Source organism: Nocardia aurantia (genome assembly GCF_009604425.1).
GTDB classification, from domain to species: domain Bacteria; phylum Actinomycetota; class Actinomycetes; order Mycobacteriales; family Mycobacteriaceae; genus Nocardia; species Nocardia aurantia.
Window position 1 is genome coordinate 311,148 of record NZ_WEGI01000002.1, and the last position, 24,005, is coordinate 335,152.

Annotated in this window: 26 protein-coding genes; 8 read left to right on the forward strand and 18 right to left on the reverse strand. The window is 70.9% G+C overall.

Annotation, left to right across the window (positions count from 1 at the left end):
- Positions 1-83 precede the first annotated feature (83 nt).
- Complete coding sequence (locus tag NRB56_RS04855) at positions 84-569, forward strand: MarR family winged helix-turn-helix transcriptional regulator (protein WP_227837271.1); 486 nt, start codon at positions 84-86, stop codon at positions 567-569.
- Between the two features lie 7 nt (positions 570-576).
- On the opposite strand, the gene hisI is transcribed toward NRB56_RS04855, so the two are convergent.
- From hisI to priA, 4 genes are read right to left on the reverse strand one after another with little or no spacing between them, the layout of a single operon-like run.
- On the reverse strand, positions 577-933 hold the full coding sequence (hisI, locus tag NRB56_RS04860) for a phosphoribosyl-AMP cyclohydrolase (RefSeq protein WP_153339277.1): 357 nt from the start codon (positions 931-933) through the stop codon (positions 577-579).
- Between the two features lie 39 nt (positions 934-972).
- Positions 973-1,746 (reverse strand): imidazole glycerol phosphate synthase subunit HisF, encoded by a 774-nt coding sequence (gene hisF, locus NRB56_RS04865; protein WP_153339278.1) that lies wholly within the window; start codon positions 1,744-1,746, stop codon positions 973-975.
- Between the two features lie 46 nt (positions 1,747-1,792).
- Positions 1,793-2,632, reverse strand: a complete 840-nt coding sequence (locus NRB56_RS04870; RefSeq protein WP_153339279.1) for an inositol monophosphatase family protein — start codon at positions 2,630-2,632, stop codon at positions 1,793-1,795.
- A gap of 5 nt (positions 2,633-2,637) precedes the next feature.
- A complete protein-coding gene (gene priA, locus NRB56_RS04875; protein ID WP_319942563.1) occupies positions 2,638-3,369 on the reverse strand; it encodes a bifunctional 1-(5-phosphoribosyl)-5-((5-phosphoribosylamino)methylideneamino)imidazole-4-carboxamide isomerase/phosphoribosylanthranilate isomerase PriA in 732 nt (243 codons plus the stop codon).
- Between the two features lie 179 nt (positions 3,370-3,548).
- Between priA and NRB56_RS04880 the strand changes: the two genes are divergently transcribed.
- Together NRB56_RS04880 and NRB56_RS04885 are read left to right on the forward strand one after the other, a co-directional pair.
- Positions 3,549-4,034 carry a hypothetical protein gene (locus tag NRB56_RS04880; RefSeq protein ID WP_153339280.1) on the forward strand — a complete coding sequence of 162 codons (486 nt, stop codon included), beginning with the start codon at positions 3,549-3,551 and terminating at the stop codon, positions 4,032-4,034.
- Between the two features lie 107 nt (positions 4,035-4,141).
- Positions 4,142-4,594: a hypothetical protein gene (locus NRB56_RS04885; protein WP_153339281.1), complete on the forward strand. Its 453-nt coding sequence runs from the start codon at positions 4,142-4,144 to the stop codon at positions 4,592-4,594.
- A 184-nt stretch (positions 4,595-4,778) separates the two neighbouring features.
- Here the strand turns inward: NRB56_RS04885 and hisH are convergent, their stop codons facing one another.
- From hisH to hisD, 4 genes are read right to left on the reverse strand one after another with little or no spacing between them, the layout of a single operon-like run.
- The gene (gene hisH, locus NRB56_RS04890; protein ID WP_319942564.1) at positions 4,779-5,414 is read right to left on the reverse strand and encodes an imidazole glycerol phosphate synthase subunit HisH; all 636 of its coding nucleotides are present in this window, start codon (positions 5,412-5,414) and stop codon (positions 4,779-4,781) included.
- Positions 5,411-6,052 carry an imidazoleglycerol-phosphate dehydratase HisB gene (gene hisB, locus NRB56_RS04895; protein ID WP_153339282.1) on the reverse strand — a complete coding sequence of 214 codons (642 nt, stop codon included), beginning with the start codon at positions 6,050-6,052 and terminating at the stop codon, positions 5,411-5,413. Before hisB ends, hisH begins: the two co-directional genes overlap by 4 nt.
- On the reverse strand, positions 6,049-7,182 hold the full coding sequence (locus NRB56_RS04900) for a histidinol-phosphate transaminase (RefSeq protein ID WP_153339283.1): 1,134 nt from the start codon (positions 7,180-7,182) through the stop codon (positions 6,049-6,051). Before NRB56_RS04900 ends, hisB begins: the two co-directional genes overlap by 4 nt.
- Before the next feature lie 37 nt (positions 7,183-7,219).
- Positions 7,220-8,557 (reverse strand): histidinol dehydrogenase, encoded by a 1,338-nt coding sequence (gene hisD, locus NRB56_RS04905; RefSeq protein ID WP_153339284.1) that lies wholly within the window; start codon positions 8,555-8,557, stop codon positions 7,220-7,222.
- Between the two features lie 176 nt (positions 8,558-8,733).
- Here hisD and NRB56_RS04910 point away from each other — a divergent pair, with 176 nt between their 5' ends.
- Complete coding sequence (locus NRB56_RS04910; RefSeq protein ID WP_319942565.1) at positions 8,734-9,135, forward strand: PPOX class F420-dependent oxidoreductase; 402 nt, start codon at positions 8,734-8,736, stop codon at positions 9,133-9,135.
- 38 nt (positions 9,136-9,173) lie between these two features.
- On the opposite strand, the gene NRB56_RS04915 is transcribed toward NRB56_RS04910, so the two are convergent.
- Positions 9,174-10,724 (reverse strand): serine/threonine-protein kinase, encoded by a 1,551-nt coding sequence (locus NRB56_RS04915; RefSeq protein WP_319942566.1) that lies wholly within the window; start codon positions 10,722-10,724, stop codon positions 9,174-9,176.
- 241 nt (positions 10,725-10,965) lie between these two features.
- On the opposite strand from NRB56_RS04915, the gene NRB56_RS04920 reads away from it, so the two are divergent.
- Positions 10,966-12,144 (forward strand): winged helix DNA-binding domain-containing protein, encoded by a 1,179-nt coding sequence (locus NRB56_RS04920; protein ID WP_153339285.1) that lies wholly within the window; start codon positions 10,966-10,968, stop codon positions 12,142-12,144.
- An 89-nt stretch (positions 12,145-12,233) separates the two neighbouring features.
- On the forward strand, positions 12,234-12,677 hold the full coding sequence (locus NRB56_RS04925) for a tellurite resistance TerB family protein (protein ID WP_153339286.1): 444 nt from the start codon (positions 12,234-12,236) through the stop codon (positions 12,675-12,677).
- Positions 12,678-13,128: 451 nt separating this feature from the next.
- On the opposite strand, the gene nadC is transcribed toward NRB56_RS04925, so the two are convergent.
- The 3 genes from nadC to nadA form a co-directional block, all read right to left on the reverse strand.
- A complete protein-coding gene (nadC, locus tag NRB56_RS04930; RefSeq protein ID WP_153339287.1) occupies positions 13,129-13,989 on the reverse strand; it encodes a carboxylating nicotinate-nucleotide diphosphorylase in 861 nt (286 codons plus the stop codon).
- Positions 13,990-14,628: 639 nt separating this feature from the next.
- A complete protein-coding gene (locus NRB56_RS04935; protein ID WP_319942567.1) occupies positions 14,629-16,236 on the reverse strand; it encodes an L-aspartate oxidase in 1,608 nt (535 codons plus the stop codon).
- 72 nt (positions 16,237-16,308) lie between these two features.
- On the reverse strand, positions 16,309-17,334 hold the full coding sequence (gene nadA / locus NRB56_RS04940) for a quinolinate synthase NadA (protein ID WP_194290726.1): 1,026 nt from the start codon (positions 17,332-17,334) through the stop codon (positions 16,309-16,311).
- Between the two features lie 85 nt (positions 17,335-17,419).
- Here nadA and NRB56_RS04945 point away from each other — a divergent pair, with 85 nt between their 5' ends.
- Positions 17,420-18,178, forward strand: coding sequence for an NUDIX hydrolase (locus tag NRB56_RS04945; protein WP_319942568.1), 759 nt, complete (start codon positions 17,420-17,422; stop codon positions 18,176-18,178).
- 260 nt (positions 18,179-18,438) lie between these two features.
- Here NRB56_RS04945 and NRB56_RS38220 read toward each other — a convergent pair whose 3' ends face one another.
- Entirely contained in the window at positions 18,439-18,615 is a 177-nt protein-coding gene (locus NRB56_RS38220; protein WP_194290727.1) for a hypothetical protein, read from the reverse strand.
- Positions 18,616-18,763: 148 nt separating this feature from the next.
- Between NRB56_RS38220 and NRB56_RS04950 the strand changes: the two genes are divergently transcribed.
- Positions 18,764-19,408, forward strand: a complete 645-nt coding sequence (locus NRB56_RS04950; RefSeq protein ID WP_153339288.1) for a DedA family protein — start codon at positions 18,764-18,766, stop codon at positions 19,406-19,408.
- A 22-nt stretch (positions 19,409-19,430) separates the two neighbouring features.
- Here NRB56_RS04950 and NRB56_RS04955 read toward each other — a convergent pair whose 3' ends face one another.
- From NRB56_RS04955 to bsaP, 5 genes are all read right to left on the reverse strand, one after another.
- Positions 19,431-21,782: a glycoside hydrolase family 65 protein gene (locus NRB56_RS04955; protein ID WP_153339289.1), complete on the reverse strand. Its 2,352-nt coding sequence runs from the start codon at positions 21,780-21,782 to the stop codon at positions 19,431-19,433.
- The gene (locus NRB56_RS04960; protein ID WP_319942569.1) at positions 21,779-22,525 is read right to left on the reverse strand and encodes an HAD family hydrolase; all 747 of its coding nucleotides are present in this window, start codon (positions 22,523-22,525) and stop codon (positions 21,779-21,781) included. The genes NRB56_RS04955 and NRB56_RS04960 overlap by 4 nt, the downstream gene beginning before the upstream one ends.
- Positions 22,526-22,567: 42 nt before the next feature.
- On the reverse strand, positions 22,568-22,930 hold the full coding sequence (locus tag NRB56_RS04965; protein WP_319942570.1) for a hypothetical protein: 363 nt from the start codon (positions 22,928-22,930) through the stop codon (positions 22,568-22,570).
- Positions 22,931-22,993: 63 nt separating this feature from the next.
- A complete protein-coding gene (locus NRB56_RS04970) occupies positions 22,994-23,680 on the reverse strand; it encodes a DUF2567 domain-containing protein (RefSeq protein ID WP_153339290.1) in 687 nt (228 codons plus the stop codon).
- Entirely contained in the window at positions 23,680-23,919 is a 240-nt protein-coding gene (gene bsaP / locus NRB56_RS04975) for a biotin synthase auxiliary protein BsaP (protein ID WP_153339291.1), read from the reverse strand. The genes NRB56_RS04970 and bsaP overlap by 1 nt, the downstream gene beginning before the upstream one ends.
- Between the last annotated feature and the right edge of the window lie 86 nt (positions 23,920-24,005).

Below are 24,005 nucleotides of genomic sequence, written 5' to 3' on the forward strand. Positions count from 1 at the left end.
TCAACGAGAGCACGTCACTTGGCTGCAAGAGAGGGCACAGAGTGACGACGTGGCTGAACACCATCGAACAGCGAGCTTGGCAGATGCTCGTCGCGCTGACGACCAAACTTCCGGCCGCGATGGATACCCAGATGCAGAACGAGTCCGGGGTCACGCACTTCGAGTACCTCGTGATGGCGGTACTCGCCGAGCAGCCCGGACATCGACTGCAGCTGAGTGATCTCGCGCAGAAGGCAAATGCATCGCTATCCAGGCTGTCGCATGTGATCACCAAGCTGGAGCGCCTCGGGTGGGTGGTGCGCGACGCGCAGACCGGCCGCCGCGGCGCGCAGGCCGTCCTGACCAACCTCGGCCTCGAGCGGGTACAGCAGGCTACTCCCGGCTATCAGGAGGCCGTGCGCGGTCTCGTCTTCGACGGCCTGGATCCTCAGCAGACCGAACAGCTGGTCGAACTCGGTGAGGCGCTGATCGCGCAGATCGATTCCGGACTGGCCCGCGGCATCGGCCGCGCGGGCGGACGGCCCGACGACGACAAGGGACGGCCCACCCGGGCGCCGCGACGACGCTGAGCCGCGTCTACCGCGCGACCCCACCGCTCGTGAGCAGCACGTCCCCGTCCCAGCAGGTGTGGTCGCCGGTGTGGCAGGCGCCGCCGGTCTGGTCGACGATCAGCAGCACCGCGTCGCCGTCGCAGTCCAGCCGCACCTCGTGCACGTACTGGGTGTGGCCGGAGGTCTCCCCCTTGACCCAGTACGCCTGCCGGGAGCGGGAGTAATAGGTCGCCTTGCGGGTCGACAGGGTGCGGGCCAGCGCCTCGTCGTCCATCCACGCCATCATCAGCACGTCACCGCTGCCGCGCTCCTGCGCGATGGCGGCGACCAGCCCCGCCTCGTTGCGCTTGAGGCGGGCGGCGATGGCCGGATCGAGACTCATGTGCACCGTTTCGTCGAGATCGAAAATTGCCCGGAGGACTCAGCGAACGACGATACCCTCGGCCCGCATGGCGTCCTTCACCTGCGGGATCGTCAGATCGCCGAAGTGGAACACGCTCGCGGCCAGCACCGCGTCGGCCCCGGTCTGCACCGCCGGGGGAAAGTGCTCTACCCGGCCGGCGCCGCCGCTGGCGATGATCGGCACCGAGACCGCCTGCCGCACCGATTCGATCATCGGCAGGTCGAAACCGCCCTTGGTCCCATCCGCGTCCATCGAGTTGAGCAGGATCTCGCCGACACCGAGTTCGGCGCCGCGCACGGCCCATTCGACCGCGTCGATACCGGTGCTGCGCTTACCGCCGTGGGTGGTGACCTCCCAACCGGACGGCGTGGGCGGATTACCGTCCGGGACCAGCCGGGCGTCCACCGACAGCACGATGCACTGCGAGCCGAACCGCTCCGACATCGCGCGCAGGATCTCCGGATCGGCGATGGCGGCGGTGTTCACCGAGACCTTGTCGGCGCCCGCGCGCAGTAGCCGGTCCACGTCGCCGACCGTGCGGACGCCGCCGCCGACCGTGAGCGGGATGAAGATCTGCTCGGCGGTGCGGGTGACCACGTCGATCATGGTGGCGCGGTCGCCGGAGGAGGCGGTGACGTCGAGGAAGGTCAGTTCGTCGGCGCCCTGCGCGTCGTAGGCGGCGGCCAGCTCCACCGGATCGCCCGCGTCGCGCAGGTTCTCGAAGTTCACGCCCTTCACGACGCGGCCCGCGTCCACGTCGAGGCACGGGATCACCCGGACGGCCAGACTCATCGGATCAGCCCCATCGTTGTCGTCGTTTCACGGTACCGGCGGCCGGTCACCGCTCCGCCTGCCCGTCGTGCCGGGCCCGGTCCGCCGCGGAGTTGATCAGCTCCAGCAGTTCCTCGTGCACGCCGGGCGCGGCGGCGAGCACCGAGCCGGATTCGATCGTCCAGGGCGCGCCGGCGAGATCGGTGACCACTCCCCCGGCCGCGCGCACGAGCGCGACCCCGGCGGCGTTGTCCCAGGGGTGGTGGCCGAACACGACCGCGCCGCCGAGCACCCCGGACGCGGTGAACGCCAGATCGATACCCGTGGACCCGTGCATCCGCACCCGTCCGGACAGCCGGCTCAGCGCACCCAGCACGTCGAACCGGAACGACCCGGGGATCCGGCCGCGCGAGTCGATGTTGAAGGCGCCGAATCCGATCATCGCGTCCGACAGCCGCGCCCGGGCCAGCGGCGGCACCGGCCGCCCGTCGACCAGCAGCGGGCCGCCGACGGCCGCCGCGTAGGTGCGGCCGAGCAGCGGCAGCCAGGTCAGCCCGAGAACCGGCTCACCCTCGCGGACCAGGGCCAGCAGCATGCCGGACAGCGGATGCCCGGCCGAGTAGTTGAAGGTGCCGTCGATCGGATCGAGCACCCACGCGGTGCCGGTGGTCAGCTCGGGGCCGCCGAACTCCTCACCGTGCACCGGGATCCCGGTGCGCTCGGTCAGCAGGGCCGACAGCGTGCGTTCCAGTTCCAGGTCGAATTCGGTGGCGAAGTCGCCCTGGCCCTTCACCACCGCGCTCGGGGCGCCGACGCCGGCGACGAAGCGCGGCGCGACCGAATCCAGCGCCGCGCTCGCCGTGGCCAGCAGCCCGGTGAGATCGGCGGTCGCAGCGACGGTGGTCATCGTGGTCAGCGCACCGCGGCCAGCGCCTCGGGCAGCGTGAACCGCCCGGCGTACAGCGCCTTACCGACGATCGCGCCCTCCACGCCCTCGTCGACCAGACCCGCGATGGCCCGCAGATCGTCCAGCGTGGACACGCCGCCGGAGGCGATCACCGGGCTCTCGGTCGCGTTGGCGACCTCGCGCAGCAGGACCAGGTTGGGGCCGGTGAGGGTGCCGTCCTTGGTGACGTCGGTGACCACATAGCGACCGCAGCCGTCGCGTTCCAGCCGCTCCAGCACCTCCCACAGGTCGCCGCCGTCGCTGACCCAGCCACGACCGCGCAGCCGGTACTCGCCGTCGATCAGCTTCACGTCCAGGCCGACCGCGATCCGATCGCCGTATTCGCCGAGCGCGCGGGCGCACCACACCGGATCCTCCAGCGCGGCGGTGCCGAGGTTGACCCGGGCGCACCCGGTGGCGAGCGCGGCCTTCAGGGAGTCGTCGTCGCGGATGCCGCCGGACAACTCGACCTTCACGTCCAGCTCACCGACCACCCGGGCCAGCAGTTCCCGGTTCGAGCCCTTGCCGAAGGCGGCGTCCAGATCGACCAGATGCACCCATTCGGCGCCGTCGTTCTGCCAGGCCAGCGCGGCGTCGCGGGGCGAACCGTAACTGGTCTCACTGCCGGCCTCTCCCTGCACGAGGCGCACGGCCTCACCATTGGCGACATCGACGGCGGGTAGCAGCACTAGACTCACGCAAGCATCTTATTGGTTACCGGTGTGCCGCCGTCCGTGGGCCCGGCCGACGGGGTTTGCGGAACGCCCGCTGGGGAACCCGGAGTACGGGACGAACCCCAGCGCGGTGGTTCGCCCCGCCCGCAGCTGTGCGCCGGAACCGTACGGCCGATATCCGCCGAACGAGCAAGGGGTGAGTTGTGTCTCGAATTGCCTTGCAGCGCTGTGGTTTCAGGCTGCTCCGACGGTCGGCGTACGCGCTGGTGCCGGTATCGGCCGGGCTGTTCGTCCTCGTCCCCGCGACCGCCGCCGTGCCCGCCGACCCGGTTCAGCAGGCCGCCTGCGATTTCGGCCGGCAGCTGTCCACCTACGACTACGCCGCCTACGACGACTACGACCAGCGGGTGCTGGCCCGGTCCACCGGCGCGTTCCACGACGACTTCCAGAATTCCGCCGCCGGCCGCCGCGAGCAGGCGCTGTCCGCGCACAGCCGCGCCGAGGCGGTGGTGGTCGAATGCCGAACCGACACCGCCGATCCGGCGCACGCCGACGCCGTGGTCTCGGTCGATCAGACCACCCGCAGCGATGCCAGTTTCGGCCTGCCGCGGCCCAGCCGCACGGTCATGCGGGTGACGTTCGACAACGTCGACGGCCGCTGGCTCGCCGGTCGGGTCGACCCCGTGTAGCAGGCCGGGTCGACCCCGGGTAGGGGGAGGCGGCTCGCGGCCCGCCCCCGGTAAGGTCGGCGCAGCGATCCGAACCTGGTTCGCAGCCAACGACAATCGAGGGCATCGTGCATCGAGCCATGCTTCCGGCCGCGCTACTGATGGCGGCGGCCGCCGGTCTCGTCGCGCCCGCCACCGCGGTGGCGGATCCCGACGCGGCCCGGACCGCCGCCTGCGACTTCGGCCGCGAGGTCACCAACTACGACTACACCGGCATCGAGTCGTACTTCCAGCGGGTGCTGGACCGGACCACGGGCGGATTCCACGACAACTTCCGCGACGCCCTGCCGACGCTGCGCACGAAACTCGTGGGCCTGCACGCGCATTCGGACGGCACCGTGGTGGAGTGCGCCCCCGCCGCCCCGGACGGCGACCGGCAGTCCGCCCGGCTCGTGGTGAACCAGACCGTGATCACCGACGAGACCGGCCGCGAACCACGCAGCGGCGTCTGGGCTTTCGCCCTCACCCTGAACCGAGTGGGCGACGACTGGCTCGTCAGTGATCTCCAGAACTCCGAGTGAACCGGTCCGGCGGCACCCCGCGGCCGACAGCGCGTGGCATCCCGCGCCGCGTGCCACCCCGGCGACACCCGGCGTGACATCCCGGCCATAGCGCCTGCCATCCCGATGGCACCGCGTGACGCCCCTGCGGTATCGCGCCGTACCCGGCTGTGGTCAGCGCACGGCGGCACCGCGCCGACCGGGTCTACAGCGAGCCCACCCAGTTGCGCAGCAGTCGCGCCCCCGCGTCACCGGATTTCTCGGGGTGGAACTGGGTGGCCGACAGCGGGCCGTTCTCGACGGCGGCGAGGAAGCGGCCGCCGTAGTCGCACCAGGTGAGTTTCGCCGGCGCGAGCGTGCCGTTGTCCTCCCACTCCCAGCTCTGCGCGGCATAGGAATGCACGAAGTAGAACCGGGTATCGGGATCCATGCCCGCGAACAGCACGCTGTCCGCGGGAGCCTCGATCGTGTTCCAGCCCATGTGCGGCAGCACCGGGGCGTGCAGCCGTTCCACCACGCCCGGCCATTCCGCGCAGCCCTCGGTCTCGACGCCGAATTCGACGCCGCGATCGAACAGGATCTGCATGCCGACGCAGATGCCCAGCACCGGCCGGCCGCCGGCGAGACGCTTGCCGATGATCCGCTCGCCGCGCACCGACAGCAGGCCCGACATGCAGGCCGCGTACGCGCCGACGCCGGGCACCACCAGGCCGTCGGCCTCGAGCGCCGTCTCCGGATCGGCGGTGACGGTGACGTCGGCGCCCGCGCGGACCAGCGCGCGGTGGGCCGAGTGCAGGTTGCCGGAACCGTAGTCCAGCAACGTGATTCGGGGGCTGCTCACAACGTTCCCTTCGTCGACGGTACGCCGGTCACCCGCGGGTCCAGTTCGACGGCGGCGCGCAGGGCCCGGGCGACGGCCTTGAACTCCGCCTCAGTGATGTGGTGCTGGTCGCGGCCGTACAGCACCCGCACGTGCAGCGCGATGCGGGCGTTGAGGGCGATCGACTCGAACACGTGCCGATTGAGCACCGTCGAATACGGCGCGCCCGCGGCGCCGGATCGGCTCGCCACCGGCGAACCGGGAATCACGGTGTGCAGCAAGTGATCCGGCTCGCCGGTGTGCACGCAGTAGGGCCGCCCGGAGACGTCGACCGCGGCGTGGGCCAGCGTCTCGTCCATCGGGATGTAGGCGTCGCCGAAGCGGCGGATGCCCCTCTTGTCGCCGAGCGCGGTGCCCAGCGCCTGGCCGAACACGATCGCGGTGTCCTCGACCGTGTGATGGGCCTCGATCTCGATATCGCCCTCGGCGCGCACGGTCAGGTCGAATCCGGCGTGCGCGCCCAGCGCGGTGAGCATGTGATCGTAGAACGGTACGCCCGTACTGATCTCGGTGCGGCCGGAGCCGTCGAGGTTCAGCTCCACGACGATGGTGGATTCCTTGGTGGTCCGCTCCACCCGGGCGGTGCGCGGCGCGCTCATCGGCCCACCAGCTCGGTGGCCGCCAATGTCGCGCTGACGCGCAGGAATTCGTCGTTCTCGGCGGCGAGGCCGATGGTCACCCGGAGATACGCCGGGATGCCCACGTCGCGGATCAGCACGCCCTCGTCGAGATAGTGCCGCCAGGCGGCCGCGGCATCGCCGAACCGGCCGAACAGCAGGAAGTTGGCGTCGCTCGGTGCGACCTCGAAACCGTTGTCGCGCAACGCCGCCGCCACCCGTTCCCGTTCCGCCGCCAGTTCCGCGACACTGGCCAGGGTCTCGCCGGCGTGCCGCAGCGCGGCGCGCGCGGCGGCCTGCGTGACCACCGACAGGTGATAGGGCAGTCGCACCAGCAGCATCGCGTCGATCACCGCCGGGGCCGCGGCCAGATAGCCGAGCCGCCCGCCGGCAAAGGCGAACGCCTTCGACATGGTCCGGGACACCACGAGTTTCGTGGGATACCGGTCGATCAGCCCGACCGCGCTGGGGGCCGAGGAGAATTCGGCGTACGCCTCGTCGACCACCACGATGCCCGGCGCCGCGTCCAGGATCCGGACCAGCTCGGCCTGCGGAATGCTGTGTCCCGTGGGGTTGTTCGGGCTGGTCACGAACACCACGTCGGGCCGGCGTTCGCCGATGCAGGCCAGCGCGTGTTCGATGTCCAGCGAGAAGTCGCCGTGGCGCTTGGCCTCCACCCATTCGGTGTCGACGCTCTCGGAGATGATCGGGTGCATCGAGTACGAGGGCACGAAACCCATGGCGCTGCGGCCCGATCCGCCGAAGGCCTGCAGCAGTTGCTGGAGAATCTCGTTGGATCCGTTGGCGGCCCACACATTCGACACGTCGAGGGCGACCCCGGTCTGCCGGGTCAGGTACTCGGCCAGATCGGTGCGCAGCGCGACCGCGTCGCGATCGGGGTACCGGTGCAGATCGGTGGCGGCGGCCCGGATCGCCTCGGCCACATCGTCGATCAGGCCCCGGGTGGGCGGATGCGGGTTCTCGTTGGTGTTCAGCTGCACCGGCACCGTCAATTGCGGTGCGCCGTACGGACTCTTGCCGCGCAGATTGTCCCGCAGCGGCAGATCGTCCAGCGAGATCGCGCCGCCGGGCACGTTCACGGTCTTCGTCATCGTCTCGTCGTTCCTCGTCTCGCGCCGGGTTGCGGCGTCATCGCAGTGCCTCGAAGCGCGCCCGGACGGCCTGTCCGTGCGCGGGCAGATCCTCGGCGTTCGCCAGCGCGACCACATGGCCCGCGACGTCCTTCAACGCCGCCTCGCTGTACTCGACGACGTGGATGCCGCGCAGGAAGGTCTGCACGCTCAGGCCCGAGGAGTGCCGGGCGCAGCCGGCGGTGGGCAGGACATGGTTGGAGCCGGCGCAGTAGTCGCCGAGGCTGACCGGCGACCAGGCGCCGACGAACACCGCGCCCGCGCTGCGCACCCGGCCCGCCACCGCCGCCGCGTCGGCGGTCTGGATCTCCAGATGCTCGGCGGCGTAGGCGTTGACCACCCGCAGCCCCTGGTCGATGTCGTCGACGAGGACGACGCCGGACTGCGCGCCGGTCAGCGCGGAGGTGACGCGCTCCCGGTGTTTCACCACCGCGAGCTGCGCGGTGAGCGCCGCGTCGACGGCGTCGGCGAGCGCCACGCTGTCGGTGACCAGCACACTGGCCGCCAGCACGTCGTGCTCGGCCTGGCTGATCAGATCGGCGGCCACATGGATCGGATCGGCGCCGCCGTCGGCGAGGATCGCGATCTCGGTGGGCCCGGCCTCGGCGTCGATACCGACCAGCCCCCGGCACAGCCGCTTGGCGGCGGTGACGTAGATATTGCCCGGACCGGTGATCATGTCGACCGGCAGCAGCGCCGCGCCGGTGGTGTCGGTGCCGCCGTAGGACAGCAGCGCCACGGCCTGCGCGCCGCCGACGGCCCACACCTCCTCGACGCCGAGCAGATGCGCGGCGGCCAGGATGGTCGGATGCGGCAGCCCGCCGAACTGCGCCTGCGGCGGCGAGGCCACCACCAGCGATTCGACCCCGGCGGCCTGCGCGGGCACCACGTTCATCACGACCGAGGACGGGTAGACGGCGTTGCCGCCGGGCACGTACAGGCCCACCCGCTCCACCGGCACCCAGCGCTCGGTGACCGTGCCGCCGGGCACCACCTCGGTGGTGGTGTCGACGCGCCGCTGGTCGGCGTGCACGACCCGGGTGCGGGCGATGGCGACCTCCAGGGCCGCGCGCACCGCCGGATCCAGCTCGGCCAGCGCGCGCTCCAGCTCGGCGGCCGGCACCCGGATCGCGGCCGGGGCCACGCCGTCGAATGTCACGCTGAACTCCTGCGCCGCCTCGACGCCCCGGTCGCGGATCGCCTCCACGACCGGCCGCACATGATGCAGCACCGAGTCGACGTCGACTCCCCCACGCGGCAGCGCGGTACGCAGCTCGGCGGTGGTGGGAGTGCGACCGCGCAGATCGACGCGGGCGAGCTCGATGCGGGATGTCATAACGGTGCGGAATCCTTGTCTGTGCTGGTCATCACACGGAAGGCCGGAGGCCTCGGACCGATACCAGACTATCGGGTGCGCGCCAGCCAATTTTCGCCGCCCGACCCGGGCATGAACCGCGGCCCGCGGCTGTTGATCCTCGCGGCAAGCAACGACTACCCCTCGTGGAGGCACCCGTGACCGAAATTCCTGAGCAAGTGCGCGATCTGCTGGAACGGCCGATCTACGCGAGCCTGGGCACGACCCGGCCCGACGGCTCACCCCAGGTGAACCCCATGTGGTTCGTCTGGGACGGCGAGTTCGTCTGGTTCACGCACACCAACGCTCGGCAGAAGTTCCGCAACCTCGCCCGGGAACCGCGGGTGTCCATCTCGATCTTCGATCCGGACAATCCGTACCGCTACCTCGAACTGCGCGGCACGATCGACCACATCGATCCGGATCCGACGGCGGCGCTGTACAGCAAGCTGTCGGAGCGCTACGGCGGCGGACCCGTTGTCCCGCCGGACGCCGAGCAGCGGGTGGCCATCGCCGTCCGGCCGACCGGGATCTCGGGCAACCTGCGCCCGCGCGACTAAGCCGGCGAGGCGGCGGACCCCGGTCCGCCGCTTCGGGGCTACTTGGTGTCGCTGTCGATGAGCAGGTGGCCGCCCGAGTCGATGACGTGGAACGTCATCGACTTCGACTGGCTGCCGTAGGTGACGCTGGCCACCCGGATGTCGACGGAACCGTCGGTGCTGCTGGTGTTGGCCACGTCGATGGTGTTGTAGCCCTGGATGGTGTTCTTGGCCCAGTACTGCTGGAAGGCCGACTGGCTGCCGTAGACCTGTTGCGCGGCCGGGGTCAGCACGCTCCACGCGTCGGAGTACCGGGTGTCGAGGATCGCGCCGAAGAAGCCCTGGTCCACCACGTTCACCGCGTCGTTCTGGTCGATCTGCCTGCCGGAGCTCTTGGTCTGCCCCACCGGCGCCGCAGTCGTGGTCGCGGCCCCCGCCTTCGCCGACGTACTGGCGCTCACCGAAGGCGATTGCGCCGCATTCGAATTCGAGCCCGAGCTGTTGAACATCGCGAACAGCACACCGGCCACGATCAACAGCCCGACCGCGAACCCGCCGGCGAACAGCAGCGGCTTGCGGCGGTTCGGCTCGAGCTCGATCGGCGCGGACACCGGATTGGATCGGGTCGGATAGTGCGCCGCGGCGGGCCGCACCGGCATCATCTCCGGCTCGGAGATCGTCGCGGCCGTGGCCATCATCTCCGCGGTGGAGATGTCGGCCTGGGCCGCGCGGCGGTCCAGGGTGTGGGTGGCCGGACGGCGCCCGGCGGGCCGATGCGTCGCCAGCATCCGATTCGACTCGTCGGTGGCGAAATCCGCGAATTCGGCGAGCTCGTCGCGCACATCGGTCATGCTCGGCCGGTCCTCCGGCTCGAACGACAACAGCGACAGCAGCAGATCGGTGAGCGGCCCGGCGTTGCGCGGCTGCTGTAGTTGACCATTGGCCGCCGCGTACAGCAGCGCCAGCGGATTCGGGTTGGTGCCGTACGGCGGCTGCCCCTCCAGCGAGTGGAAAAGCGTTGCGCCGAGGGCGAACACGTCCGCCGCGGGGGTGGGGTCGGCGCCGCGCGCGACCTCCGGCGCCAGATAGGCGGCGGTGCCGGAGATCAGCCCGGTGGCGGTGAGCGTCACATCGCCCTTGGCCTTGGAGATGCCGAAGTCGGTGATCTTCACCGTGCCGTTGTCGCCGAGCAGCACGTTGCCGGGCTTGATGTCGCGGTGCACGATGCTCGCCCGATGCGCGGCGACCAGCGCCGAGGCGACCTGCTCACCGATCCGCGCGACCTGCGGCAGCGGCAGCGTGCCCTGCGCGGACAGCACCACCGCGAGGCTCTGCGACGGCAGGTACTCCATGATCAGGCAGGGGTCGCCCTCATGGTCGGTGATGTCGAACACGACGATGGCGTTCGGGTGCTGGAACCGCGCCGCGTTGCGGGCCTCGCGCGAGGCCCGCTGCCGCACGATGTCCTTCTCCCCCGGCGGCAGGCTCGGCTGGGTGAGGATCTGCTTGATCGCCACCGATCGCTCGAGACGCTCGTCGACGGCACGCCAGACCACGCCTGTGCCGCCGCTACCAATCCGCTCGACCAGGCGGTAATGCCCTGCGATCACTTGACCGGTTTCGATGGCACTACTCCGAATTTCTCCGTGATTCGTGACTTACTGTGCGCGGTCGCCCACGCTTCGGGACGAGTGTAGCGGGCCGGGCGGCCGTGTCCGACGCCGGAGCGAGATCTATGGGAAATATTCGGGACGGACGTGCAATGCGGACGAGATCACCGCGATACCCGGACGTGACCCGGGTCACCGATCCGATGCGCCGCCGTGCCGGGCATAACGGTAGGGTTCGCTCATGCGTTCGATGAATGTGGCGGAACGCCGGGCCCGGCTCGGGGTGCGGCATCGCCTGGCGGCCGCGGCGCGGGTCGACGATGCGGCGGACATCACCCGTTCGATGGTGGCGTTGCACGCCACCGATCCGGCGACGGTGTATCTGTCGGTGAGCGCGCGCAGCCGCGGCCTCACCCCGGCCGACGTGGAACGCGTTCTCTACGAGGACCGCGCACTGCTGCGCCTGCTGGCGATGCGCCGCACGATGTTCGTCGCACCGGTCGAGTCGGTGCCGATGCTGCAGGCGGCGGTGGCCGACGAACTCGCGCTCAAACAGCGCCGCACCTACGGCCGGTACATCGCGCAGGCGATCGAGGGTGATGTGGACGCCTGGCTGCACGAGGTGGCCGAGGAGACGCACGCGGAGTTGCTGCGCCGCGGCGCGGCCACCGGCGCCGAGTTGGGCGCCGCCCTGCCGCGGCTGCGCCTGCAGGTGGACACCGCGCCGGGCAAGAGTTACTCGAAGCCCACCAACATCACCACGTGGGTGCTGCTCATCCTCGGGGTCGAGGGCCGCATCGTGCGGGGCCGGCCGAGCGGCGGCTGGACATCCAGCCGATACACCTGGGCGCCGGTCGAATCCTGGCTGCCCGAAGGCATGTCGCCACCGCCGGTCGGGCAGGCCCGCGCGGAACTGGCCCGGCAGTGGCTGCGCGCCTTCGGCCCGGCCCCGGTCGCGGATCTGAAGTGGTGGTCCGGCTGGAGCCTCGGCGAGACGCGGAAGGCGTTGGCGCGCCTGGATATCGCCGAGGTCGACCTGGACGGCGTGACCGGTGTGGCGCTGGCCGACGATCTCGATCCCACCCCGGCGCCCGAGCCGTGGGCGGCGCTGCTGCCGGCGCTGGATCCGACCGTCATGGGCTGGCAGGCCCGCGGCTGGTTCCTGGGGCCGCACGAACGAGAACTGTTCGACACCAACGGTAATGCCGGCCCGACGGTCTGGTGGGACGGCCGGGTGGTCGGCGGCTGGGCGCAGCGCGCCGACGGCGAGATCGCCTGGCAGCTCCTGGAGGACGTCGGCGCCGACGCTCGCGCGGCGATCTCGGCGGAGGCGGATCGGGTTGCCGAATGGTTCGGATCGGTGCGTGCGATCCCCCGATTCCGGACCCCGCTGGAGCGGAAACTCACCGCGCGGGAATGACATCGGTCTGTTAGCGTCACGCTATTGATCGTTTCGGTCGGGTTCGTGCGGGGTACACAACCCATCGACAAGCCGTTTGGGGGCATGTGATGCCGACAGAGGACGCCGGGACAGATCCGGACATATCACCCGCTCAGGCCTCGAACCTGATGCAGGACAACTCGTTTCGCGATGCGGTCCTGGGCGTGTGCGCACTCGTGAGCAGCGCCGACGGCGTCGGCGATCCGGACCAGCGCAGCCGCGTCGCCGACCGCCTCGGCACCGCCCCTGTGCTGCACCACTTTCCACCACGTGAGCTGCGAAACCTGTTCGAGGACAACTGGCATCGCCTGGTCCTCGATCCGGCCTTCGGCCGCGCGTACGTCTACCAGGAGGTCGCGAAGGCCTCCGCGCAGCCGGTGGCCGCCCGCGCCGCCGTCCGGGTCGGCCGCGAGATCGCCGCGCCGGGCGGAGACGTCGGGGTCCGCGGGGTCGCGGCCCTGCGGGAGTGCTGCCGCGTCCTGCGCCTCACCCCGGCCGAATTCGGGCTGTAGACCGGCGCGGGTCTGCCGGTGGGGCCGGCTCGGCGGTTCGCCGGGCACCGGCCGAGAGCCGTTGGGCCGGTAGCGAAGTCGGCCCACCGGCCCGCGCGAAATCGGCCGTCGAGGCCGACCCGTCCTGGGTCGTCCCCGATGTCTCGAGCCGTTCCCGAAGTCGCAGACCGTTCCCGAAGTCCCGGACCGTTCCCGGGCCGTTCCCGAAGTCCCGGGCCGTCCCCGAAGTCGCAGACCGTCCCCAAAGTTCCGGACCGTCCCCAAAGTTCCGGACCGTCACCCAAAGTCCCGGGCCGTTCCCGATGTCCCGCGCCGTCCCTGAAGTCCCAGGCCGTTACCCAAAGATCCGGACCGTCACCCAAAGTCCCGGGCCGTTCCCGATGTCCCGGGCCGCCCCCGAAGTCGCGGCCGTTCTCGAAGTTCTGGGCCGTCCACGAAGCCCCGGACCGGACTAGATGTCCAGGCCCAGATCCAGTACCCGCACCGAATGGGTGAGCGCGCCCACGGCGAGATAGTCGACCCCGGTGCGGGCGTAATCTCCCGCCACGTCGAGCGTCAGGCCGCCGGAGGACTCCAGTTTCGTGCCCGGCGCGCGAGTGTTGCGCCGCTGCACCGCCGCCTGGGTGGCCCACAGCGGAAAGTTGTCCAGCAGAACGAGTTCCACGTCCTCACCGAGTACTTCATCGAGCTGTTCGAGGCTGTCCACCTCGATTTCGCACGGCACGCCGGGGGCCGCCGCGCGGACCGCGCGCAACGCCGCCACCACCGAACCGGCCGCAGCGACGTGATTGTCCTTGATCAGCGCGGCGTCACCGAGTCCCATCCGGTGATTGACGCCGCCACCGATCCGCACCGCGTACTTCTGCAACGCGCGCAGCCCCGGCAGCGTCTTGCGGCTGTCGCGGACCCGGCACTCGGTACCGGCCACCGCGTCCACCCAGGCGGAGGTCGCGGTGGCGATACCGGACAGGTGACACACCAGATTCAGCATGGTGCGCTCCGCGGTCAGCAGCCCACGCGTGGACGCCGACAGGGTCAGCACGGCGTCACCGGGTCGTACCCGGGTGCCGTCTGGCACCCGGTCCAGCACCTGGTATCCGTCCGCCCCGAGCACCTCGTCCAGCACCAGCAGCCCCACATCCAGGCCCGCCACCGTGCCCGGCTGCCGCGACACCACCGCTGCCTTCACCGTCGCCTCGGCGGGAACCGTTGCCGCCGTGGTGATATCGGGCCCGTAGCGCAGATCCTCGTCGAGCGCGGTGCGGATCAGCGCCAGCACCTCGTCCTGATCCAATCCTTCGTCCAGAGCCATCGCTCCACTCCTGTCGTCGATCTCGAGCCGAGCGCGTCATCCGCGCCCGGCGACAGCTGTCGCGCCGGTCTCCGACCGGAACCTGCTGCGCCACAAAGTCACTCGCGCACTCCGGCACCGGCTACTTGCATGTTCCGGCATCCGGCATCCGGCATCCGGCATCCGGCATCCGGCATCCGGCATCCGGCATCCGGCATCCGGCATCCGGCATCCGGCATCCGGCATCCGGCCAGGAGGGTACGCCGACCGCCGCGCACGTTCCCGCACGGTCGCAGCACGCGTCCGCCCCCGACAGGCCGAGAGGTCCTCGGTCGGGTCGGCCCCGTACACCGGATCGCCTGCCGTCCCGCACCGGCGCCCGGACGGGGGCCCGGCGGCTTCATTGGCATATTCGCCGGCCGCGCCTCGGGTCGCCCGAGCACCGCGACCTTCACGACGACCGGCGCGGTGGCGACTGCGGCGCAGGTCACCCGGCCTGCCCGGGTAGCACCGAGCACTCGGTCCCGTGGGCACGGACACGCGCATCCGCAACTCCGCGAACCCCACCCGTCGAAGGCATCCGCATGGCTGGCCGTACAGGTCCGGTCTTACCGGCACTATCGCCGACCTCGGCCGCGCGCCGACCGGTCATCGCGATGTTCACGACGCTTGGGGGACGATCGGGACGGGCCCGGTGCGGGCCGGGTTGTCCCCGATCAGCTGGGGCCGGCCGTCGGGGCCGAGGCGGATCGGGAGACTGCGGGCCAGGTCGGGCCGCGACTCGGGTTGATCGGCGCGGGTGTGGCAACCGCGGCTCTCGGTGCGGGCGGTGGCGGCCACCAGCAGCGCGCGGGCGGTGAGGGTCAGCGCCGCCGTCTCCAGGGCCGAGACCGGTTGCAGGGCCGCGTCTTCCGGGGCCGGTGCGGATTGCAGTTGCAGCAGCCGCAGGATCGCCGCGCGCAGGCCGTCGCCGGTGCGCACGACGCCCGCGTTGTCGGACATCAACTCCTGCAACAGTTTCCGGTCGGCGGCCGGAAAGTCCAGCTGCCCGACGCTGGTCACCCGGGCCGGAACCCCGCGCCGCTCGGTGGCCATGATGCCGGCGCGGGCGCCGACCACCAGACCCTCGAGCAGGCTGTTGGAGGCCAGGCGGTTGCCGCCGTGCAGGCCGGTCCGCGCGACCTCGCCGACCGCGTACAGACCCGGCACCGCGGTGCGACCGGCGGTGTCGGTGACGACGCCGCCGCACTGGTAGTGCGCGGCGGGCGCGACCGGGATCGGATCGGTGACCGGATCGATCCCGGCGGCCCGGCAACTGGCGGTGATGGTCGGGAACCGTTGCGCGAAACCGGAAATCGAACGCGCGTCGAGGTACACGTGATCAACACGAAGCGCCTGCATACGCGCGGCGATGGCCTTCGACACCACGTCCCGCGGCGCCAGATCGCCCCGGGGGTGCACGCCCGCGGTGACGGACCGGCCCTCCGGATCGACCAGCACCGCGCCCTCGCCGCGCACCGCCTCGCTGATCAGTGGCCGCCGGCCCAGCCCGCCGGGTGTGAACAGCACCGTCGGATGGAACTGCAGGAATTCCAGGTCGGCGACCGCCGCCCCGGCGCGCAGCGCGAGCGCGATCCCGTCCGCGGTGGCGCCCGGCGGATTCGTGCTGCACGCGTAGAGCTGGCCCAGACCGCCGGTGGCCAGCAGCACGGCGGGCGCGTGCACGACCCCGAAACCGCTGTCGGACACCGCGACCACGCCCTGCACACCGTCCGGGCCGGTGACGATCTCGGCGACGGCGGTGCCGAACAGCACCGGCAGCCCGGCCGCGTTGAGCACCCGCTGCACCTCCGCGCCGGTGGCGTCGCCGCCGGCGTGGATGATCCGCCGGGTGCTGTGGCCGCCCTCCCGGGTCCGCGAGATCTGCCCGTCGCGGGCCCGGTCGAAGACCGCCCCGAGATCGGTCAGCGCCGCGACCGCCTCCTGACCGCCCGCGACGATGGAACGCACCGCGTCCGCGTCGCACAGACCGGCGCCCGCGGCGATCGTGTCCTGCACATGGGATTCCACCGAATCACCCTGTGGCGCGACGACGGCGATGCCGCCCTGCGCGTACTGGGTGGCGGTGTCGGTGGGGCCACCCTTGCTGAGGGCCAGCACCCGCAGTCCGCGCCGGGCCGCCGCGCGGGCCGCGGTCAGACCCGCGACCCCGCCGCCGACCACGACCAGGTCCGCCCGGGCCTCCCAGGAAACATCCGGTGTGGTCACGGCCGACCACCTCCTGTACCGCCGAAACGTTCGAACTTCACGACAGTCTCCGAAATATCCAGCACTGCCGTGCTATTCGCCGCCACCGGAGTTGCCGATGGCGATCATGCGCTGCACCGACGCCCGGCCCGCGGCGGCCACGTCCGGATCGACCTGCACCTCGTCGCGATTGTCGGCCAGGCAGCGCAGCAGCGCCGCCGGGGTGATCATCTTCATGTACCGGCAGGAGGCGCGGTCGTTGACCGGCTGGAAGTCGATCCCGGGTGCCGCGCGGCGCAGCTGATGCAGCATGCCGATCTCGGTGGCGACCAGCACCTGGTTCGACGTGGCCGCCTTCGCCGCGTCGACCATGCCGCCGGTGGACAGGATGTGCACCCGGTCGGCCGGGAAGGCGCCCTCCCCCGCGAGGTACAACGCCGAAGTGGCGCAACCACATTCGGGATGCACGAACAGTTCCGCGTCCGGGTGGCTGCGGGCCTGCGCGGTCAGCTCGTCGCCGTTGATGCCGGCGTGCACATGGCACTCCCCGGCCCAGATGTGCATGTTCTGCCGGCCGGTGACCCGCTTGACGTGCGCGCCGAGGAACTGGTCCGGCAGGAACAGCACCTCGCGATCGGGGTCGATCGAGGCCACCACGTCGACGGCGTTCGAGGACGTGCAGCAGATGTCGGTGAGCGCCTTCACCGCGGCGGTGGTGTTCACGTAGGACACCACGACCGCGTCCGGGTGCTCGGCCTTCCAGTCGCGCAGTTCGTCGGCGCTGATCGAGTCGGCCAGCGAGCAACCCGCGCGCTGGTCGGGGATCAGCACGGTCTTGTCCGGGCTGAGGATCTTGGCCGTCTCGGCCATGAAGTGCACACCGCAGAACACGATCGTGCGCTCCGGCGCCGCCGCCGCGATCCGGGACAGCGCGAGCGAATCGCCGACGTGATCGGCGATGTCCTGGATCTCGGGCAGTTGGTAGTTGTGCGCGAGAATTGTCGCGTTGCGTGCGGCCGCCAGTCGCCGGACCTCCTGCGCCCATTCCGGGGTCGCATCGATCCCCGTGTACCCCCCGGGGCCGTCCACCACGTGCTCCGCAAGCGTCATCGTCGCCATCTCTGGCTCCCTCTCCTATGCGCGCGACCGGAGCGGCAACTTCGCCGATTCGCCTCCGGCCGGTTTTCGACTTACAATCGAAAACGTGTCCCATAGTAGCACCATTCACGAATCGCTCACCGCCGTGTTCCAGGTTCGTCGCTTCCCGGACATCATTCCCGCAGGTCAAGAGGACATATCGAACTCCGGCCCGGCAACCCGGCGGCATCCCGGGAGCGAACACACCGAACTGGGCGTTCTGCTGTGGCAGCGCGCGATGGACCCGCAGGTCGGCACCTGGTCACTTCCGGGTGGCCGCTTGCGCGACAACGAGGATCTCGACACGTCCGCACGCCGCCAGCTGGCCGAGAAGGTCGACGTCCAGCAGCTGATGCACCTCGAGCAACTGTCGCTGTTCAGCGATCCGCACCGGGTCCCCGGCGACCGGCGCATCGCGTCCACGTACCTCGGCCTGATCCCCCTGACCGCCGACCCCCAGCTCCCCTCGGACACCCGCTGGCATCCGGTCTCGGCGCTACCGCACATGTCCTTCGATCACGGCACCGTCGTCGAATACGCCCGCACCCGCCTGGCCGCGAAGCTGTCCTACACCAACATCGCCTTCGCCCTGGCCCCGCCGCGCTTCACGATGTCCACCCTCCGCGAGATCTACTGCGCCGCACTGGGTTACGAGGTCGACACGACCAATCTGCAACGAGTCCTGAGCCGCCGCACGGTGATCACCCCCACCGGCGCCACCGCACCCCCCGGCAAGGCCGGCGGCCGCCCCGCCGCGCTCTACCGCTTCACCGACTCCGAACTCCGTGTCACCGACGAATTCGCCGCGCTGCGCCCCCGCACGTAAGACGATCGACTGCAACGACTCTCGGCACCCCGCACGATCCGGCCACGGGCATGACGGGGAGGCGGCCGACAAGCAGCGCGGGCCACCAGCGGGCATACGATCGGCGAGCCCTTGGCATCCGAATCCCCAAGCGGCTCAACGAGAATAGTTCCAGCACTGTCCTGATGCCCCCGGTCACAGGTGTCCGGGCGCCGGAGGCCGGGCGAACACCATCGGCGATCCCGGAATACTCGTCCCGGCAACGGTAACAGCCACCTTCGCTACGAATCCTGTTCGCGCTTACGGTGTTTGGTGATGCGGCGATAGCGGCGGCCGCTGGGGACGGGCTGGGCGGCGCTGGAACGGCGGAGGGCGTGGCGGCGGCGCCAGGCCGCGAGATCGGCGCGCTCCGGGGGCTGGGCATCGCCGGGCTGGTCCCGGCGGGGCCTCTCGATCATTGCCGCACCTCCTCCTCCGGTGATCGTGGCTGCCGCTTCACGGTAGCGGCGGCGAGGGCCCGGTGACCACCGATTTTCCGGTGCGGCCACGGTCCCGGCACCCGCTCGGCCCGGCGCGACCGCCGTGAAACCGGGTACCGTGACCTGCATGGAGTCGCTGCTGCATCGGATCCTCGATATTCCGCCGGTCTGGGTCTACCTGGTCGTCACCCTGCTGGTGTTCGCCGAGGACGCGATCTTCGTCGGGTTCGTGATCCCGGGTGAGACCGCGGCGGTGCTGGGCGGCGTCGCCGCGAGCCAGGGCCATGTGGAACTGTGGGCCATGATCGTGCTGGTGGTGGTTGCGGCGATCGTCGGCGACAGCGTCGGATACGAGGTGGGCAAACATCTCGGATCGCGAATCCTCAACTCCTCGATGCTCGATCGGCATCGCGGGCGGCTGGACCAGGCGCAGGATTTCCTGGCCCGGCGCGGCGGCTGGGCGGTGTTCCTGGGACGCTTCACCGCGTTCTTCCGGGCCGTGATGCCGGCGCTGGTCGGGGCCTCGAAGATGCCGTATCGGAAATTCGTGTCCTTCAACGCCTTCGGCGGTGTGGTGTGGGGCACGGCGTTCGTGGTGCTCGGATATGTGGCCGGGGCCTCTTATCAGGCGGTCGCGAAGACCGTCGGCCGGGATCTGGCCATCGGCGTGGCGGTCATCGTGGTCGTGGCGCTGATCGTGTGGAGGATCCGGGAGAGCCGCCGCGAGAAAACCTTCGAGTCCGAGTACGAGGCCGCCCGCGAAACCGAGTGAGCGGGCGGCCCGCTCACCGCCGTCAGTCGCCGGCCCCGCGACGGGCGGGCGCGCGACCGGGTGGCTGTTGCGGTCGCGGCCCGGCCTTCATCGCCGGGATGGGCCGGGTGAGCGGATCCGCGCCGAGCCGTAGCGTCGTGCCGTGGTGGACGACGGTCAGGGGCTCGCCGTCGAGCAGCCGATAGGTGGCCTCCTCCGCCCGGATGTCCACCTCGAGCCGGCGGTCGAGGAAACGTAGCCGCAGGCACAGCCGGGTGAGGTCCGACGGCAGCCGGGGGGCGAAGCTCAGCTGCCCGGACCGCACCCGCATCCCGCCGAGCCCGGAGACCAGCGCCACCCACGTCCCGGCGAGCGAGGCGATGTGCACGCCGTCCCGGGTGTTGTGCTCGAGGTCGTTCAGGTCCATCAGCGCGGCCTCGCCGAGATAGTCGTAGGCCAGTTCCAGCTGTCCCACCTCGGCGGCGAGAACCGCCTGGGTGCACGCCGACAGCGACGAATCACGCACGGTCAGCGCCTCGTAGTAGGCGAAGTTGCGGACCTTCTGCTCGGGGGTGAACGCGTCGGGGCAGGCGTGCATCGCCAGGACCAGGTCGGCCTGTTTGACGACCTGTTTGCGATACAGCTCGAAGTACGGATAGTGCAGCAGCAGTGGATAATCCTCGGCGCCGGTGGCCGCGAAGTCCCACACGGCGTGGTCGGTGAAGCCCTCGTTCGCCGGATGCACCCCGAGCCGCTCGTCGAACGGGATGTACATGGCCGCGGCGGCATCCCGCCACTGCGCCACCTCCTCGACGCTCACGTCCAGGTCCCGGGCGCGGTCCGGATGCCGCACCGCCAGCTCCGCCGCCGCGTTCAGGTTCTGTCGCGCAAGGAGATTCGTGTACACGTTGTTGTCGGCCACCGCGCTGTACTCGTCCGGCCCGGTCACCCCGTCGATGCGGAACCGGCCCCGGACGTCGTGGTGGCCGAGATCGCGCCACAGCCGCGCCGTCGCGACGAGCAGCGGAAATCCGGTCTCCCGCTCGAACTCTCGATCGCCGGTGGCCTCCAGATACCGCACCACCGCGTGGGCGATGTCGGCGTTGATGTGGAAGGCCGCGGTGCCGGCGGGCCAGTACGCGGAGCATTCCCGGCCGGCGATGGTGCGCCACGGGAACGCCGCGCCCTGGCGGCCGAGCTGGGCCGCGCGCCGCTGCGCGAGCGGCAGCGTGCGGTGCCGCCAGCGCAGCACGTCGGCGGCCGCGGCCGGGGAGGTGTAGGTGAGTACCGGCAGCACGAACATCTCACTGTCCCAGAAGGTGTGCCCGTCGTACCCGGGCCCGGTCAGGCCCTTGGCCGGGATCGGCCGGCATTCGCCGCGCGCACCGGCCTGCAGCACGTGGAACAGCGCGAACCGCACCGCCTGCTGTACCTCGGCGTCGCCCTCCACCTCGACGTCGGCGCCCGACCAGAACTCGTCCAGGTATTCGCGCTGTTCTGCCAGCAGCCCGTCCCAGCCGGTGGTGGCGGCCGCGCTGAGCGCCCCGACCACCTGGTCGTGCACCGCGGGCCGGGATCGCCGGGCCGACCAGCCGTAGCCGACGTATTTCACCAGGGTGAGGCGCTCGCCCGGCGCGACCCGGGCGGTCACGGTGACGCGGGCGACATCGCCGCCGCCGTCGGTCTCCACATGCACGTCGCCGGGCCCGGTCACCTCGTGCCGCATCCCCGCGCCCACCCGAAGGTGGCTGCCCTTGGTGACGTGCACCAGCACCGCGCCGTCGGGGGCGCTCGCGTTCTCCTCGAGCAGCAGCGGCGATTCCAGGACGGCGGCGGTCCGCGGGTCGCCACCGCCACCGGGCAGCGGCTCGTTGGCGACCAATTCCGACTGGATGACCAGCCGCAGCGTCGTGTCCAGCGGTTCCACCTCGTAGCGGATCGCCATGATCGCGCGCTGGGTGAACGACACGAGCCGCTGCGAGCGCACCCGCACCGCGTTGCCGGCCGGCGAACACCATTCCAGTTGCCGGGTCAGCGTGCCGGCCCGCAGGTCGAGGGTCCGTTCGTGGGTGCGCAGGACGCCGTACCGGATGTCCAGCGGTTCGTCGTCGACGAGCAGGCGGATCAGTTTGCCGTTGGTGACGTTGACGATCGTCTCGCCGGATTCGGGATAGCCGTAGCCGGCCTCGGCGTACGGCAGCGGCCGCAACTCGTGCACCGAATTCAGGTAGGTGCCCGGAATGCCGTGCGGCTCACCCTCGTCCAGGTTGCCGCGCACCCCGATGTGCCCGTTGGACAGCGCGAACAGGGATTCGGTGCGGGCCAGCGCGTCCGGATTCAGCGTGCTCTCGTGCACCGCCCAGGGGCGCACATCGAACGACGGATGCGTGATCATCGGCGGTCCAGCAGTTCGGCGAGATCGGACACCACGACGTCGGCGCCGTGCGCGCGCAGCGCATCGGCGTGGCCGACCCGGTCGACCCCGACCACCAGCCCGAATCCGCCCGTGTGCCCGGCCTCGACGCCGGCGGTGGCGTCCTCGAACACCGCGCAGGCGGCGGCCGGGAGGTGCACCGCGGCGGCCCCGGCCAGGAACATGTCGGGCGCCGGTTTACCGGGCAGGTGATCGTGCGCGGCGGTCGTGCCGTCGACGCGGGCGTCGAACAGTTCGGTGATGCCGGCGGCGTCGAGCACCTGCCGGGTGTGCTCGCTGGAGGAGACCACCGCGCATTTCAGTCCGGCGTCGCGGACCGCGCGCAGGTAGCGCACCGATCCGTCGTAGACGGCCACGCCGTCCTTGTCCAGTTTCGCGAGGACCAGGTCGTTCTTGCGATTGCTCAGGCCGTGGACGGTCCACGTCCCCGGCGGATCGTCCGTGTCCCCGTCGGGCAGATCGATGCCGCGCGCGGTGAGGAAGGCGCGGGCGCCGTCGAGCCGCGGTTTCCCGTCCACGTAGTCGTTGTAGTCCGCCACCGGATCGAAGGCGCGGAAGTCCGTGTCGTGCCGGGCCGACCAGTCCCGCAGGAATTCGTCGAACATCTGTTGCCATGCCGCTGTATGCACATCGGCGGTCCGGGTCAGCACACCGTCCATGTCGAACAGGCAGCCGCGGATCGCCCCCGAAAGTCCCAGTACCACAGTGCGAGACGTACCCGCTCGCCGCGATCACACACTTCGCGGTCAGGACGCGAAGACACTGCTTCCGATCGCCAGATACGCCAGGGTCAGCACGAGCAGGAACCAGCCCGCCCCCTGCCAGATCGGCCAGGTCCGGCGCTCCCGCCATACCCGATAGGTGGTCACGAACGCCCCGAGCGTGCCGATCAGCAGCACCAGGCCCGGACCACCGAGAATCGCCGCGCGCGAAGCGGTGTCGCAGTAGGTCGCCGCGCTCGCGCAGGCCTCCCGCCGGCCGGCCCAGATCTGGACGGCGATCAGCACCAGCGCCGCGATCACCACCACCGTGCTCGCGTAGGTCACCACCCGGCGGAACATGCCGGGGTCGTGCCATCGCTTCTCGACATCGTCGACCACGTCGATCACCTCCTCCTCGACCACGAACGGGTGAGCCGGCGCCGACCGGCACGGAAGGATCCGATGTCGACGTTACGGGCGTGGGTCGGTGCTGTCGACCGGCCGGCCGGGCTGCGTGCTCGCCGTCCGGTACGGGCCGTAGCTGATGTCCGAGAGATACGGCGGCTCGCCGGGCACGGCCGCGCCGCGCCCGGTGTGCAGATCCTCCGACGTGCTGAGGGCGGCCAGGATCAGGACGGCCAGGGAGGCGATCAGCGGCTGCACCACCAGCGCCGGTCCGGCGTGCAGGATCGGCACGGTCATGCCGAACAGCTGCCCGCTGGCCCCCTCGACGGTGGGCGCCATGTCGACCAGGCTGCGCAGCGCGGGGTCGGCGGGCCGCGGATGCAGCAGCCGCGCGACGTGTTCACCGGCCCACACCATGATCGCGGTACCGGCCAGCGAGCCGATCAGCACGGCCGCCTCGAGCAGTGGGCCGCGACTGCGGCGGGCCAGCCGCCACGCGCCGACCGCGGAGAGCAGTCCCGCGGCCGCCGCGAAGGACACGAAGATCGCCATGGCGTCGAAGCGGTGCGCGCTCTCGCCGGTCAGCGGGATCCCGTGCTTCGGGTCGACGACCAGCACCTTCTCCGGCGGCGCGAGCAGACCCCAGGCGACCCCGGCCACGGCGCCCACGAGCAGGACGGCCACGACCACCCGGACGGCGACGCGCAACTCGTCCCGCCCGCTCGCTCGTGCGGCGGCGCTCCGGACGGTCATCAGCGTTCCGAGCTCTTCGAATCGATCCGCCCGTGCCGGGAACAGCTCGCCCACCAGCCGTCCGGGCTCACCTGGACGACCATGCGCCGCGCGCACTGCACGCAGTAGCGCGGCGGTTCCAGGCCGAGGGCCGCGGCGGCGGGTAACGGATCGGACGCTCCGGGGGTCACCGGCGCACCCGTGTACGGGTTGTAGCGCGTCGCCGGCACGTCGGCATCGTGCAGCGTATCCGCATCCATGTCTACGACCACCTCACTGATTCGCGCAGCTGTGCCGGCTGGTTGCGACAATACCCGAGCGGCCGGGAGCCTCCGGGCAGCGTCGG